This is a genomic window from Thaumasiovibrio subtropicus (assembly GCF_019703835.1).
Lineage (GTDB): Bacteria > Pseudomonadota > Gammaproteobacteria > Enterobacterales > Vibrionaceae > Thaumasiovibrio > Thaumasiovibrio subtropicus.
In genome coordinates this window covers 972,764-987,438 of the sequence record NZ_AP023054.1, presented here as the reverse complement: position 1 = coordinate 987,438, position 14,675 = coordinate 972,764, and the positions used below count along the sequence as shown (strand labels likewise).

Genomic DNA, 14,675 nt, shown 5'->3' with positions numbered 1-14,675 from the left:
CAAGAGGAATCGATCGTGTCTCGTACTATCATGCTTGTTCCTGTAGGCTCTGGCGTTGGTCTTACCAGCGTGAGCCTAGGTGTATTGCGTGCAATGGAGCGCAAAGGTGTTCGCGTTTCGTTTTTCAAACCAATCGCACAACCTCGCCAAGGTGGCGAAGCACCAGATCTTACTACTACCATCATCCGCAAAAACAGCGACATGCAAATCGCTGAACCATTCTCTATGGCGTGTGCGGAAGAGTTGATTCGTAACGACCAGAGCGACGTACTTCTAGAAGACATTGTTGCGCGCTACAAAGAAGCGACAGCAGATGCAGAAGTGACGCTTATCGAAGGTCTAGTGCCAACCCGTAAGCACCCGTTTGCCAACCAAATCAACTACGAAATGGCGAAGACGCTCGACGCAGAGATCGTATTCGTGGTTTCTCCAGGTACTGACAACGCGCCTCAACTGAAAGAGCGCATCGAAGTCGCATGTTCTAACTTCGGTGGCCTAAAGAGCAAGCAGATTGCTGGTGTTATCGTTAACAAACTGAATGCACCGGTTGACGCTGAAGGCCGTACACGCCCTGACCTATCTGAAATGTTCGATGATGCTGACCAAGCAGAGAAAGCGAACGTTGAAGTGATGGAAGTCTTCAACTCTAGCCCGATCCGTGTACTGGGTGTAGCGCCTTGGAGCCCAGAGCTTGTGGCTACGCGTGCTATCGACATGGCACAGCACCTGAATGCGCAAATCATTAACGAAGGTGAAATTTTCACCCGTCGTGTTAAGAGCATCACTTTCTGTGCACGCTCTATTCCACACATGGTTGAGCACTTCCGTCCAGGCTCACTGCTGGTCACATCAGCAGACCGTCCAGACGTTGTTGTGTCTGCATGTCTTGCGGCGATGAACGGTGTTGAAATTGGCGCCCTACTACTAACAGGTGGCTATGAGCTTCCTGACGCTGTGAAAGACCTGTGTAACCGTGCCTTTGAAACGGGCCTACCTGTCATGACGGTGAACGGCAATACGTGGCAAACATCTCTGAACCTTCAGAGCATGAGCCTAGAAGTTCCAGCTGACGATAAAGAGCGTGTAGAATTCGTTAACGAATACATGGCAAGCCACATCAACGGTGACTGGATTGAGTCGCTCACTGAAGGCTCTGCCCGCGAGCGTCGCCTCAGCCCACCAGCGTTCCGTTACCAGCTTACGGAATATGCACGTCGTGCTAACAAGCGTATCGTTCTGCCTGAAGGTGATGAGCCGCGTACCGTTAAAGCGGCAGCGATCTGTGCTGAGCGTAAAATTGCAGAGTGTGTCCTTCTTGGTAATCCGGAAGACATCAAGCGTGTTGCTGAGCAGCAAGGTGTCGTACTGGGTACAGGCGTTGAAATTATCAACCCAGCTGAAGTCCAAGAGCAATACGTTGCGCGTCTTGTTGAGCTTCGTAAGAACAAAGGCATGACTGAAGTGGTTGCTCGTGAGCAGCTCCAAGATACCGTTGTACTTGGCACCATGATGCTTGAAGCGAACGAAGTAGATGGTCTTGTTTCTGGTGCGGTTCACACCACAGCCAACACTATCCGTCCACCGCTGCAAATCATCAAAACAGCGCCAGATGCATCGCTTGTTTCATCGGTGTTCTTCATGCTACTGCCTGACCAAGTATTGGTATACGGCGACTGTGCGATCAACCCAGATCCAAACGCAGAGCAACTTGCTGAGATTGCGATTCAATCCGCTGACTCAGCGAAAGCCTTCGGCATCGAGCCTCGCGTTGCAATGATCTCTTACTCAACAGGTACGTCTGGACAAGGTGCAGATGTTGAGAAAGTCCGTGAGGCAACTGCCATTGCTCAAGCGAAACGTCCAGACCTGATCATTGATGGCCCACTTCAATACGATGCGGCTATCATGGAGAATGTGGCAAAATCAAAAGCGCCAAACTCTCCAGTTGCAGGTAAAGCGACCGTCTTTGTCTTCCCTGACTTGAATACGGGTAACACAACATACAAAGCGGTACAGCGTTCAGCAGACCTCGTTTCTATCGGTCCAATGCTGCAAGGTATGCGTAAGCCTGTCAATGACTTGTCTCGTGGCGCATTGGTAGACGATATCGTCTATACCGTTGCACTGACGGCGATTCAGGCAGGTCAAGCCGAAGAGCAAAACGCGTAATCTCTTTACGTTAAAAACAAGGCCCTGAGAGTCGTGACTCTCAGGGCCTTTTTCTTTTAACGATGGTAAACCTTGCCAGTTCAAAAGTGCTCGCCGCTAACAGCAAAGCACAAACAGATGCCAATACAAACTCAAACCAGCTCAAGATTCCGAGTTCAAACGCGGCTTGAGTATCGCATCTCATTAAGTCAAAGAATCAGAACGCTCAATCTGCTTTGCTTGTCGCACACAACGTATCGCTTCGCTGCGACAGTGTACGTTCATTTTTTTGTATAGCTTGTAGATATGCGTTTTAACGGTACTTTCCGCAACAAACAGCTCATCGGCGATTTCTTGATTTGTCTGGCCACACACTAAACGATCGAGAATCTGTTTCTCACGACGGGTCAAATCATCAAACGGATTATGGGTTGGCAAAGTATACGTACGGTAATGGGAAAGCATCTTCTCCATACAGCTACGGGGTAGCCACATTTCTCCCTTTAGCACCGCATCAACACTGCGCGTAATGTGTGCAATAGGCGCATCACTAAACAGTATTCCTTTTAAGCGCTTCCAAGCAACAAGCTCTTCACTTGGCGTCTCTTTAGGTACGTTGTATATAATTAGGTCAAAATTTAAGGTCTCCGTCATTAAAACATCACGAAATACCTTTTGGTCGAGAAAAGCATAGTCCAGCAAAATAATGTCAATGCCATTAAGTTGAGAAATAAACTTTAACTCACCTACCGATTTTTGTTTTACTTCAAACGATGCATACTTTTTTAATTCTTGTTGCATCAATCGCGCTTGAATGGTGGCATCCCCTAAAAAGAGGACAGCGTTAGAACGGTTATCCATAATTTCACTACTCCAACAAGATACTGAAGCCGAATTAACATTGTGTTGAGCCATCTCAGTCTCTCACTATATACAACGAAGTTCTGTATCGAAATTGATACGAAATCGATTACAAAAACTCACTTTTTAGTAAGACACTGATTTATAAAGGGTGTGTAGGGGTAATTACGAGTAGTAATTCATTGTAAGTACTCACCTAATTTCTTAATTCTAGAATCATACTCATTAATTTCCAGCTAGATTTATAGTTTTATTAGTTCAAGCAAAGCAACGCACTGGCAAGAAAATGAAAATAGAATCTAAATTAGCATGCACTTTTGTCATGCTAATTTCCTTCCCCATTATGGCGAATGACAACTTATCTTTCGCGATACAGGGAGAAATAAAAAGTCGCTGTGACATTTCATTCCCTAAGGGAATAAAGATTACCTTGCATGATCAATGGGAAAGCCAATTACCTTTTAAGGTGAATTGCAATCATCCCTTTGAATTATCACTGAAGTCAGAACAAGGTGGATTAATACTAAGCGAAGGCAATAGCAATAAAAAAAACCTGATCCATCAATACAATCTCGATATATCGATGCCTGACTTGGGACTAACACGCCAATTAAACAGTGCAGACATTAATGACAATAAACTCATTAACTCGACTGAGCAGATTCCTTTTTCTACATACGGGGAACTACGTATTTCACTGCAACAACCACTCATTTATGCGGGGCGGTACGAAGATACGCTATCACTAGATATCTTCCCTCAACTGCTGGTTGGGCAGTAACAACCGAATTCCATACTTAACATGGAATATAAGCCTACTTAAGGCCAAAAACACACTCACTTAGATAAAACATAAGTCAAAACAGTAAGAAACGGAGTTTTACAATGAAAAAGTTAGCTATCTCTACAGCCATTATGACCGCAATGATTGCAGGTAATGCCTTTGCCGCACAGGTAAAGCTAGATGGTGAAGTGGCCAGCACTTGCGAGATCTCGACGCAAGATGTACTCGCTTTTGGTGACCTAACGCAAATTCAAACTCAAACCATTGAGTTCGATGTGCTGTGTAACGACTATGATGGCGCGACAATTTCACTTATCAGTACAGAAGGTGGCCTCGAATCATCGGATGTCGAAGATAAGGTTATTGGCTATGACGCAACCTTTACCCTAGGAGGCGAAGACTTCACCTTAACAACAGGTGTGGCGTCTTATGGCCAAAATGACAAAACGGAAAGTCACGACTATTCAAGCAAAGCAAGCCTAATGGCGTCTGGCGTTAAGGCCTCTTTATTGGCAGTAACAAAAGAAAAAGCAAAATGGGCAGGTTACTACCAAGACCAGCTGACAGTACAAATTACAGCTAATTAACACGCTCGCCTGCTGGAGGAGGGAAACCTCCTCCTTACTCTTTTCTCAGGGTTGCTAAGAAAATGACTACATTCGTTCGCCTACTCTCTGTACTTAGCCTATTGCTATCTGGCTGGGCCAATGCTTATGGTATTAAACCCATGGTTGCGGAGTTAACACCGTCTGGAAAGACATCGCAACTCAGTATGACGATACAAAACAATAATACCAAGCCTATTACTATCGAGATTTTCCCTCTGAAATTATCCATTAATGCATCTGGTGAAGAAAACCTTTCACCAGCAGACAGTGACCTTCTCGTTTTACCCGTGACGGCCATTGTCCAGCCTGGTCAATTCCAATCCGTGATTGTACGTTACATCGGCGCCCCTGAAATTCAGCAGTCTCAAGCCTATCGCATCGCCTTCGAGCAAGCCAATGTTGCCCTCGACGAAAACCAAGGGCCAGGCATTGGCTTGAAGTTCAATATCAGTACTTTACTGAATGTGAAGCCAGCGGAGGCCAAGGCAGACTTGCGAATCGAAAAGATCTATCGAGATGGCGAGCAATGGAAACTGACCATCGAGAATCGTGGCTCATCTTATGCGCGGTTATCAGAGGCTGATTGGCAAATCAACACACCAGATCGTCAACTTACCCTGAGTGACAAAGAGGTCCGTGCACATGTCGATGGCAATCTGATACTGCCACATTCAACACGCACCTTTGCCTTCTCTCCCTTTGGGGATATCAACCCTGAAAAAATGACGATCACCCTCGCGATGCCTTAATGGCAAAGCACGCACATGGAGGCCGTGATGAAAAAGTCCGTTTCCCGACCAATACAGACTGTGCGGCGCGAAATGCATTGGCTTTGGCTGACATTAATGCTTTTTCTTAGTCCCTCTCATGCTGTGTCGATAACCCCTACTGTGTTGACGATGGACATCCAGCACCAACCTCAAATCATTGTCACCAACAACAGTAACCGCCATTTGCCCATTGAAGTGTCACTTTGGGCTATCGACTTTCACTCTATAGAGGGGGCCGCCTCTCCCTACGCACTATCACCCGTCGCCGATGAGCACGTGCTGGTTTTCCCACCCGCATTTATGCTCGCACCACAAACCAGCCAAAGCATTCGTCTACTTTGGCAAAGTGAGCAGCAACTCTCTCACTCGCAAAGTTATTTTGTGCGCTTTTCAGAGCCCCAACTCAAGGTAACCAACAACCAGACTGATGGTGTTGATGTTCAACTTCACTACAACGCCTTAGTCCACATCACCTCAAACGATCAACGTGCAGATCTGCACGTCCTTGAAGCGAGTACTAGCGCCCATAATCTGACACTTAAAGTCGAGAACCGCGGCAATCGCTTTGCGTATTTAGAAGATTATCAACTTAGAACGGCCGAGGACGAACCAATTCTGGCTACCCCTATTGAGCAGAGTCTGGGTAACCTCTTCTTGCCTCCACAGTCGATCAGTCACCTCACCATCCCAATCACGGCAGTGCTTAACAAAACGCTGCGACTAGAGTCAACAACGTTCGCCTTCACCCCCAAAGCTGAAGACTAGAGGCTGAGATGATCAAACGAGGCAGAAAGGTTGGCTTGGGATTGCTGTTACTCATCAGTAGTCACGGCATCGCATTCGGTGAGGAACACCAAAACAGTGGATTTGTTAACCCCCTTGGTCAAACAGTCACCTTACGTACCTTGCTGCGTAGTGGAGAACGGGTGATTGGTGAAGCCGATGTCACGTTTACTGCTGACAATAATATTGAATTACCCAAATCAACGACATTAGCGTTGCTCGCAACTCTGCTCCCTGACGAGGCGTTAGAGCAACTGGCCCGTTCGAATAATGAAGATATCCTCAACATGGCGCATTTCTCGCAAGTCGGCTATCCCCTCTCTGTTGATCCCGCGACTTTTCAAATTGACATCGCGATACCACTCAATGCGACTCGTCTTCAGCGTTTAAGCTTAGCTCGGCGTAATGAGGCACAACACTACTTAATGCCCAGTCCTTTTAATGGTTATCTCAATGTTTACCTATCCGCAAGCTACGACACACTCGCTGAAGCAAACGCGCCTCATCGCCACGCCCATTATCAAGCCCATCGCTTTGAAGGGGGCATTCATCTGATTGGATGGCAGTTTGAGTACGAAAGTGAGCTCGCCAAACCGTCGCAACAACAACTTAACTATCGCCGCACCGCCACACGACTGATTCGCGATTTTCCCGAAGCAGGCACTCGCTTCACCGTCGGTGATCACTCGTTAACTGGCCAACGGTTTCAATCCTATGTCGACATGCTCGGTATCAGTGTTAATCGTAATTTTAATCAGATCTCCACCCGCAACGTCAGACCCACTGCGACACAGCAGTTCACACTGAGCCGAGCGTCATCCGTTGATGTGTTAGTTGGCGGTGTCATCGTGCAACGCCTTACGCTACCACCGGGCCGCTATAACCTCGCAGATATTCCCCTCGCCGCGGGAAATAATGATGTTGTCCTGCAAATTCGAGATGAAGCAGGAAATGAAGAGTCTCTCTCTTTTGCCATCGCAACTGGCCGTGACCTTATCGAGGTGGGGGAATTCGAGTATGCTATCGGCGTGGGTCTCCCTAAAACTCTGTCGACCGATGGCCCCAGCTATCAACGAGACGCGCGTATCGTCCATGGCTATATCGAATATGGCGTCACCCCGGCTTGGACTTTGGGCGTCAATAGTCAGCTACACCAAAGCCTAGGTACCAACAAGGTCATACAGGTTGGCCTGCGGAGTCTCTATGCGTTGCCCTTTGGGATGACAGAGCTCAACTATGCCGTTAGCGAGCATCCCATTTTTCAACGAGGTCAAGCCGTTCGCGTTGCCTACGACACACCCGACAACTGGCAGGCACCTTTTAATACCACCTTCAGTGCCCAGTACGAGTATTTTTCTTCTCACTACACCAATATCAGCCATCATGATGTTGCCCTAAGTGATAACGTGCAACCCATCAAACATGCCCTGCAAGCCCAATTAAACCTAGACCTCTCGGACAGGTTACGTGTCGGCCTCTTTTCTAACTATCAACACGGGTATGACAACCACGACACTTTCCTACAATCGGGAGCAAGTTTCTCTGGCAACCTCTTTCACACCCGAGCCACTTGGGGAGTGAGTGTGAGTTATCGCGATCACAATGTCGACGAAGATACCTTACATGGCAGCGTCACCTTGAGCATTCCTTTCAATCAGCAGCATCGCTTAGTGACGCGGTATCAAACACAGCAAGACAGTAGCCAAGTGAATTACACATTTCGTGATGGCCTCGGCAATGTTGGCGGCCGCTCTGCCTATATAAGCGCAAGGCATGACAGAGACAATGATGCCCAGATCAATGGCGGTTACCGCTATACCGCGAACCGATTCAATATAGCATTTGACCATAGCTCTCGCCTCACCGAGATACAACAGGGGGAAGAGACCCACACAACGCGTATTGATCTCGCAACAGGTCTCGTCTTCAGTGCCAAGGATGATTTTGTTGCGGCTATTTCTCGCCCTGTTGGAGAAAGCTATGCCATCATTCAACGTCATCGCTCTCTCGATCAACACCCCATTGAAATCGCCCCGTCTCACGGTTTTCCTCGCGCGACCATAACGACGGACATGCCTGCGGTTATCCCTGATTTGCTGGCTTACAACGGACAAGTCATCACCTATCAAGTGGATAACTTACCCCCCGGTTATGATCTGGGGGATGGCGTTTTTTCTCTCTATCCCGAGTATGGGCAGAGTTATCTTCTGACCATCGGCTCTGATGCCATCATCACTGTGATAGGTCAGCTCTACGATAAGCACTCAGAGCAACCGATCAGCTTAATCGCCGGCCATGCCCATTGGCTTGGTGATGACGAACAAGCGCCCATTGCATTTTTTACTAACCGACGGGGACAGTTCGCGATTAGCGGCATGAAACCGGGGCAATATCGGCTTCAACTCGTTAATGAAAAAGAACAAGAGATTCTTCTCCATGTTCCCGATGCCGACCCACCACTGGTAAGAAAAGGAGTGATCTATGTGGAATAAATACCGCTCTACCTTCTACCTGACTGTATTACTCGGCTTTCACTTATCGGAAGCGATGGCGTGTGCGCGCTTCGATGAGATAAAGACAAGTCACAGTCACTATGAATACGCCGTTTTCGAAAACTCAGCACAACCACTCGACATCCCTATTGAGGTGGATATAACGCAAACCATTGATTGTGACACCCATGTCCGCTTCGCCACCCTCAATCACGCTAAACAGTTTTCAAAAGCACAGCAGCACCTTGTTTTTGATTGGTACAGCGACGACGGAGAGCCGTTGGGAAATGGATGGGTAAAACCTGCAAACCCTAAGACGAGCACAACCATGACAATCCGGTTTCCCGTCGGACAGTTTGTGATTCATGGCAACTATCAGCAAACGCTGTCAGCCCAGTTGATCAATCAAGATAACGGCCGGATCCTCGATGAACGTCAATTCGATCTAGCGGTAACGGTTGCGCCCAGTGCGCAGTTTCACTTTTACGGCACAACGCAACGGCATATACCCGTCAACCTTGGCGAGCTCAAAAGCCACCATCTCTTCAATACTCTGCCGATACTGTTAGTCAAAAGCACCTCAGAGTACAAAATCACCGCTTATTCAGATCACCAAGGACAACTCAGGCACCTTTCTGGGAGACAGCAATGGGATATTCCCTACCAATTACGCCTTGGCGACACACCACTAGACCTTTCCCAAGATCACGCCGAGTGGCACAGTCTGCACCCAACCCATTCGTATGGAGAGCAGTTACCATTACAATTATCAATCGGTGATGTGAGCCGCCAACCTGCGGGGATATATCATGATGTCATTCACCTTTCTATCGAGCCAGCTCTCGCGTTAGCCCCCTGATTTCATCAAGGTAGCGTGTTTTGATTTAGTCCACTAGACCTTCAAAACAGGGGTTTGTAGGCAAGCCTAGAAATTCTCGCTGAACGAGCATCTTGAGGTGGTTTGAGTATATACTGTCGCCCTGCGAATCAATAAGGACATTGCTAGTGGCGTATCTGGACACGCTTGGTCTCTTTCTCGGCTCTCTGTTTGCCAACACCTTGGCCTCACTCTCTGGTGGCGGTGCTGGACTATTACAGTTTCCACTGCTGATCTTTCTTGGCTTACACTTCTCGGTTGCACTGGCAACACATAAAGTGGCCTCCGTCGCCCTCGGCGTTGGCGCTGCTATTAAGCATATCCGCGCTGGAACCCTGAACTGGGGCCTCACGGTGTATGTCATTGCCGCAGGAACACTTGGCGTCATACTCGGTGCAAATATCATCCTTGATGTCCCCGAGACCGTGGCAGAAAAGCTGCTAGGGGCCATTATTTTGGGTCTTGGCATATACTCGAGGCTGAAAAGTGAGCTTGGTCAAGTCGCCCTTCCTAAGCACCGAGATCTGACGGGGAAACTACTAGGCTGTTTGGGACTCGCGACCATTGGCATCCTTAACGGCTCACTCACGGCAGGGAGTGGCCTTTTTGTTACCCTCTACCTTATCTGGTGGTTTGGCTTTGACTACAAGCAAGCTGTCGCGTTGACTTTAGTCAGTGTTGGCCTCTTTTGGAATGGCATAGGTGCAGGTGCACTCTATGTGGCGGGGGCAGAGATATACTGGCCTTGGATCCCGGTCCTCCTTGCTGGTTCAGCCTTAGGTGGCTATGCTGGGGCGCATTTTGCCACCGTCGGCAGCAACAAAATGATTAAGATTGCCTTCGAAATCCTTACCTTCGTCATTGGCCTGAAACTACTCATAGGGATGTAACATGCTCAAAGCCAACATCGAGATTTACTATTGCCGCCAGTGCAACTGGATGCTACGTGCCACTTGGATGTCACAAGAATTACTGCACACCTTCAGCGAAGAAGTTGCGTCACTAACTCTGCATCCAGACACTGGGGGACGCTTTGAAATACACTGCAACGGCGAGTTGATTTGGGAGCGCAAACGAGATGGTGGTTTCCCTGATGCCAAACAGTTAAAGCAACGGGTTCGCGATATCATCGATCCTGAACGCGATCTCGGTCATGTTGACCGTTAGTGGGCTGAAACGCCGCTGTCTTCGCCCCCCAACAAAAAGACCAGCATCAGATGCTGGTCTTTTTATCTTCAATATACTCAAGCCATTTAAATGTCGGTTGCTGCCAAAACATTGCCTTCAAAGTCCAACACACTGAGTCGATTGTGTTCAAACAAGCCATAACTCGCTTTATGATCACCTCTCGGATAGGTCACCGACCCCGGATTAAAAAAGACATGCTCACCTTGCCATTCCGCGACCGGTAAATGGGTATGTCCATAGGCAACAACATCGCCCTTTCCTAGCGGCGGCAAGTTACCGGGATGGTAAATGTGTCCATGCGTTAAAAACAAGCGACGCCCATTTGGCAACAACACCCAGTTATAGTCCATCATCAACGGAAAATGTAATAACGCTTGGTCGACTTCGCTATCACAATTGCCCCGCACTGCAATTATCTTTTCAGCCAATGGGTTCAATAGCGCAACAACCCCTTGTGGGTCCAAACCCTCAATAATTGGGTTACGCGGGCCAAAGTTGAGAATATCCCCCAACAAGACAAGATAGTCGGCACCAGAAGCTTGGTATGCATCAACAACACGTTGCGCTGCTAGCACATTGCCGTGAATATCGGAGGCAAAAAACAGTTTCACAATAATCTCCCCTCTATTTTCGAGGATATTCTACTCAATCTGCCTTGTGATAGCGACGGTTTCTCGTGTTTAGTCAAAACGATTGAAATTCTCTACCTCAGGTAGCATGCCGTTCAGCACAATGTTGTTGTAGCTGACCATACCGATCACTTCCCCGTTCTCAATCACTGGCGCACGACTAATACCAAAACGTTCAAACAGGCGCGCACAATACTTGACGTTCATGTCCGGTGGCACGCTCAGCGCAGGTTTAGTCATGATCTCGTAAATGTTCGTTCGATCAGCAGCACGATTTTTTGATAGGACTTTTTTTGCGATATCGTTCATTAACACAATACCGTACTCATCGTCATCATCACGCTTATTGACGATAAGCGCTTTGACCATTTCACGCTTCGCAATACGAATCGCTTCTTCTACTGTCGTCAACCCATCAACGCAGGCATAGGTTGGCATCATCACTTGGCGTACCGTTGTGGTCACTTTGTTGCTCATAGGTTTTCCTCCACCACTTTCGACAAGGATTCGACCTGATGGGCAACACCTACCGCATCTTCGATATCAATCTGCACGGCGATACCTTGTCCTGATTCTGAATCTAACTCACCCACCTCTTGAATGCGCTCTAAAATATGCCGTGCAAGGTGCTCTTCCACCACAAACAGCAGCACATCCCGCTGGACTTCCAACGTTAAGCCAAAGAAGGTCTTCTTCTTGTTCAGCCCTTCCCCCCGAGCATTGTTGATAACCGTCGCACCCGTTGCTCCCGCTTGACGCGCAGCATCTAACACAGCGTCGGCTTTCGCATCTTCAACAAAAGCAATGATTAATTTAAAGCGCATGATCGTTTCCTCTGTTTTGACGACGATCTAACCACGCCGTCAATTGGGCATAACCCATCACTGAAATCATTGGAAACAGGCTTGCGAATGCAATTAGCCCGAAACCATCAATCATTGGGTTTCGCCCCGGTACTGTGGAGGCTAACCCTAAACCAAGAGCTGCTACTAAAGGGACAGTAACAGTCGATGTTGTCACTCCGCCGGAATCAAAGGCCAACGGAACAATAAATTTGGGCGCGATAAAGGTTTGGATCACCACAATCACATAGCCAGATATGATGTAGTAGTGAATCGGGTCACCGACCACTATCCGATAACACCCTAGCGAAATGCCAATGGCAACGCCGATAGCCACCGAAATACGCAACCCATTGACTTTAATCGCACCACCCGACACTTGACTGGCTTTAATCGCTACCGCGATCAATGACGGCTCGGCAATCGTCGTACTAAAGCCAATGGCAGCAGCAAAAATATAGACCCAGTAGTAGTGCTTCCAGCTCAGTACCTCATCGGCACTGGTTGCCAAGAAGCTCGGTGCCGTCAACTGCAAGGCCATGTTTTCCCCAAGAGGAAAGAGTGCGAGCTCCAATCCCATCAGAAACAGACTCAACCCAATGATCACATAGACAAAGCCAAGTGCAACCCGCCCCCAATTGGGGACAGCACGCCGTAAAACACCAATTTGAAAACCCATAATAATGGCAGCAATCGGCAACACATCGGTAATCGTCGACAACAAGGTATGAAAAAAGTGAGTCGCAAATGCCATCATGATGCCACCACCATGCCAAAGACCATCACAAACAGCATGGGCAGCAATGAGGCAAAAGCGATAAGCCCAAAGCCATCTGTCATCGGATTTCGCCCTTTAATTGAGGAGGCCAGACCAACACCAAGCGCTGTAACCAAGGGAACAGTGATAGTCGATGTCGTGACGCCACCAGAATCATACGCAATACCGATAATATTCTCTGGTGCGAAAGCAGTCATGAACACCACTAGAATGTATCCGCCGATGATCATCTTTTGAATTGACCACCCCTTTAATATGCGCAGTACGCCCAACACGATGGCTAAGCCAACAGAAAACGCCACCGTAAACCTCAGACCAACGGTATAGCTCGACTGCGCCTGAGCGCTCATTTCTATTACGCCAGCTTCTGCGGCCACTTTGGCCGCTTCGCTAGCCACCGCTGTCAAAGCTGGCTCCGCAATCGTGGTGCCAAACCCTAAACAAAACGCAAATGCCAGCAAGGAGAGCACACTGCCCTTACGCGCAAAGGCATGCGCCATGCTCTCACCGATAGGAAATAACCCCATCTCGAGGCCAAAAATAAAGAAACTTAGCCCCATCACGACCAGCAACAAACCAAGCAAGGTCTGCCCTAAATCGGGTAATGGTTGTTTAAGTACAAAAAGTTGAAAGGAGGCAATAACCAAAATGATAGGTAATAGATCTCGTAAGCTTCCCAGCATGGCCTGCCATAAGGCCAACATTGCGCGCATCCGCTTCTCCCTATCAATCATCGTTATGCTTAGGCTAACGGCTTTAATGTTTTTTTGCCGCTAGATAATAAAAGCTGACTTCACGTCACTTATTCAACCAGTTTGGCAGAATTCTCCCTTTTTTTGCGTGAGCCCAGCATCAAGTTGATAAAGCCACATCAAAAAACGTGCGCGTAAGACGACAAAACTAGCCGCAAACAAAAATTTCACCTTTAATCCCTACTCTTCGTAAATAGGTATAATCTATAGTAAGTAAAACAACATGATAGTGAGGGTTTGCGATGAAAATACTGGTTACCGGGGGAACAGGGCTAATTGGGCGAGCACTGCTGCCACACTTCACACATGATGAAGTAACAATTTTATCGCGAAACTCTGCCAAAGCTTATCAACAACTCGGCCATCACCTGAAAGTCATTGAAAGTCTTAACGCCCTACCTGACCTCAATGCCTATGACGTGGTCATAAACTTAGCCGGTGAGCCCATCGCAAACAAACGCTGGACAACAAAACAGAAAGCGTTGATTAGCCAGAGCCGCTGGGACCTCACAGCTCAACTCGTTGATAAGATCTTAGCCAGTGAGACGCCGCCGCACACCTTCATTAGCGGCTCTGCTGTCGGTTACTATGGTGATCAACAAAGCCAAGAAATCGATGAATCACTAGAAATCGACAGTGACGAATTCGCCCATAAAGTGTGCTCAGAGTGGGAAGAGATAGCCCTAAGAGCACAAACCGCGGATACCCGTGTCTGTCTGCTCCGAACTGGGGTTGTGTTATCCAGACAAGGAGGGGCATTAGCAAAAATGCTCCCTGTTTACCAAATGGGACTAGGTGGCCCCATTGGCAATGGCCGCCAGTATTTTCCTTGGATACATATTCAAGACATGGTGAAGGGCATCCTGTTTTTAATCAAAAACCCACACACAAAAGGTATCTTCAACTTTACCGCCCCAAACACAGTGACCAATCGTGAGTTCAGTACCACATTAGCAAAAGTGCTACGTCGCCCTCATGTATTAATGACCCCGGAGTGGGCGCTAAAACTGAGCTTTGGTGAAGCTGCCTGCCTATTACTTGATAGCCAAAAAGTGCTACCCAAGCGTCTTACTGAAGCGGGCTACAATTTTAGTTTTCCCAAGTTAGAGCCCGCATTGAAAGAGACCCTGTTTGATTACTAACGACAACTCAAATAATTATAC

General features: G+C 47.9%; 16 protein-coding genes. 10 read left to right on the top strand and 6 right to left on the bottom strand.

The window, feature by feature from the left end:
* The first annotated feature begins 15 nt into the window (after nt 1–15).
* Nucleotides 16–2,169 carry a phosphate acetyltransferase gene (pta, locus tag TSUB_RS04725; protein ID WP_087021290.1) on the top strand — a complete coding sequence of 718 codons (2,154 nt, stop codon included), beginning with the start codon at nt 16–18 and terminating at the stop codon, nt 2,167–2,169.
* A 183-nt stretch (nt 2,170–2,352) separates the two neighbouring features.
* Here pta and TSUB_RS04720 read toward each other — a convergent pair whose 3' ends face one another.
* A complete protein-coding gene (locus tag TSUB_RS04720; protein ID WP_159064914.1) occupies nt 2,353–3,009 on the bottom strand; it encodes a LuxR C-terminal-related transcriptional regulator in 657 nt (218 codons plus the stop codon).
* A 286-nt stretch (nt 3,010–3,295) separates the two neighbouring features.
* Between TSUB_RS04720 and TSUB_RS04715 the strand changes: the two genes are divergently transcribed.
* From TSUB_RS04715 to TSUB_RS04680, 8 genes are all read left to right on the top strand, one after another.
* On the top strand, nt 3,296–3,790 hold the full coding sequence (locus TSUB_RS04715) for a hypothetical protein (RefSeq protein WP_221274561.1): 495 nt from the start codon (nt 3,296–3,298) through the stop codon (nt 3,788–3,790).
* A 104-nt stretch (nt 3,791–3,894) separates the two neighbouring features.
* On the top strand, nt 3,895–4,380 hold the full coding sequence (locus TSUB_RS04710) for a hypothetical protein (protein ID WP_087021300.1): 486 nt from the start codon (nt 3,895–3,897) through the stop codon (nt 4,378–4,380).
* A 62-nt stretch (nt 4,381–4,442) separates the two neighbouring features.
* A complete protein-coding gene (locus tag TSUB_RS04705) occupies nt 4,443–5,150 on the top strand; it encodes a fimbrial biogenesis chaperone (protein ID WP_087021303.1) in 708 nt (235 codons plus the stop codon).
* Between the two features lie 27 nt (nt 5,151–5,177).
* A complete protein-coding gene (locus TSUB_RS04700) occupies nt 5,178–5,936 on the top strand; it encodes a fimbrial biogenesis chaperone (RefSeq protein WP_159064915.1) in 759 nt (252 codons plus the stop codon).
* Nucleotides 5,937–5,944: 8 nt separating this feature from the next.
* The gene (locus tag TSUB_RS04695; RefSeq protein ID WP_087021308.1) at nt 5,945–8,446 is read left to right on the top strand and encodes a fimbria/pilus outer membrane usher protein; all 2,502 of its coding nucleotides are present in this window, start codon (nt 5,945–5,947) and stop codon (nt 8,444–8,446) included.
* Complete coding sequence (locus tag TSUB_RS04690) at nt 8,436–9,305, top strand: hypothetical protein (RefSeq protein ID WP_087021311.1); 870 nt, start codon at nt 8,436–8,438, stop codon at nt 9,303–9,305. Before TSUB_RS04695 ends, TSUB_RS04690 begins: the two co-directional genes overlap by 11 nt.
* Before the next feature lie 146 nt (nt 9,306–9,451).
* On the top strand, nt 9,452–10,213 hold the full coding sequence (locus tag TSUB_RS04685) for a sulfite exporter TauE/SafE family protein (protein ID WP_087021314.1): 762 nt from the start codon (nt 9,452–9,454) through the stop codon (nt 10,211–10,213).
* Between the two features lies 1 nt (nt 10,214).
* On the top strand, nt 10,215–10,490 hold the full coding sequence (locus TSUB_RS04680) for an Rdx family protein (protein ID WP_087021317.1): 276 nt from the start codon (nt 10,215–10,217) through the stop codon (nt 10,488–10,490).
* Between the two features lie 86 nt (nt 10,491–10,576).
* On the opposite strand, the gene yfcE is transcribed toward TSUB_RS04680, so the two are convergent.
* From yfcE to TSUB_RS04655, 5 genes are all read right to left on the bottom strand, one after another.
* Nucleotides 10,577–11,122, bottom strand: coding sequence for a phosphodiesterase (yfcE, locus tag TSUB_RS04675; RefSeq protein WP_087021320.1), 546 nt, complete (start codon nt 11,120–11,122; stop codon nt 10,577–10,579).
* Nucleotides 11,123–11,191: 69 nt separating this feature from the next.
* Nucleotides 11,192–11,617: a CBS domain-containing protein gene (locus TSUB_RS04670; RefSeq protein WP_087021323.1), complete on the bottom strand. Its 426-nt coding sequence runs from the start codon at nt 11,615–11,617 to the stop codon at nt 11,192–11,194.
* Nucleotides 11,614–11,964 (bottom strand): P-II family nitrogen regulator, encoded by a 351-nt coding sequence (locus tag TSUB_RS04665; RefSeq protein ID WP_087021327.1) that lies wholly within the window; start codon nt 11,962–11,964, stop codon nt 11,614–11,616. The genes TSUB_RS04670 and TSUB_RS04665 overlap by 4 nt, the downstream gene beginning before the upstream one ends.
* Nucleotides 11,954–12,739: a DUF1538 domain-containing protein gene (locus TSUB_RS04660; protein ID WP_087021331.1), complete on the bottom strand. Its 786-nt coding sequence runs from the start codon at nt 12,737–12,739 to the stop codon at nt 11,954–11,956. The genes TSUB_RS04665 and TSUB_RS04660 overlap by 11 nt, the downstream gene beginning before the upstream one ends.
* Nucleotides 12,736–13,473: a DUF1538 domain-containing protein gene (locus TSUB_RS04655; protein WP_087021334.1), complete on the bottom strand. Its 738-nt coding sequence runs from the start codon at nt 13,471–13,473 to the stop codon at nt 12,736–12,738. The genes TSUB_RS04660 and TSUB_RS04655 overlap by 4 nt, the downstream gene beginning before the upstream one ends.
* 281 nt (nt 13,474–13,754) lie before the next feature.
* On the opposite strand from TSUB_RS04655, the gene TSUB_RS04650 reads away from it, so the two are divergent.
* Nucleotides 13,755–14,654, top strand: coding sequence for a TIGR01777 family oxidoreductase (locus TSUB_RS04650; RefSeq protein WP_087021337.1), 900 nt, complete (start codon nt 13,755–13,757; stop codon nt 14,652–14,654).
* Nucleotides 14,655–14,675: the final 21 nt, after the last annotated feature.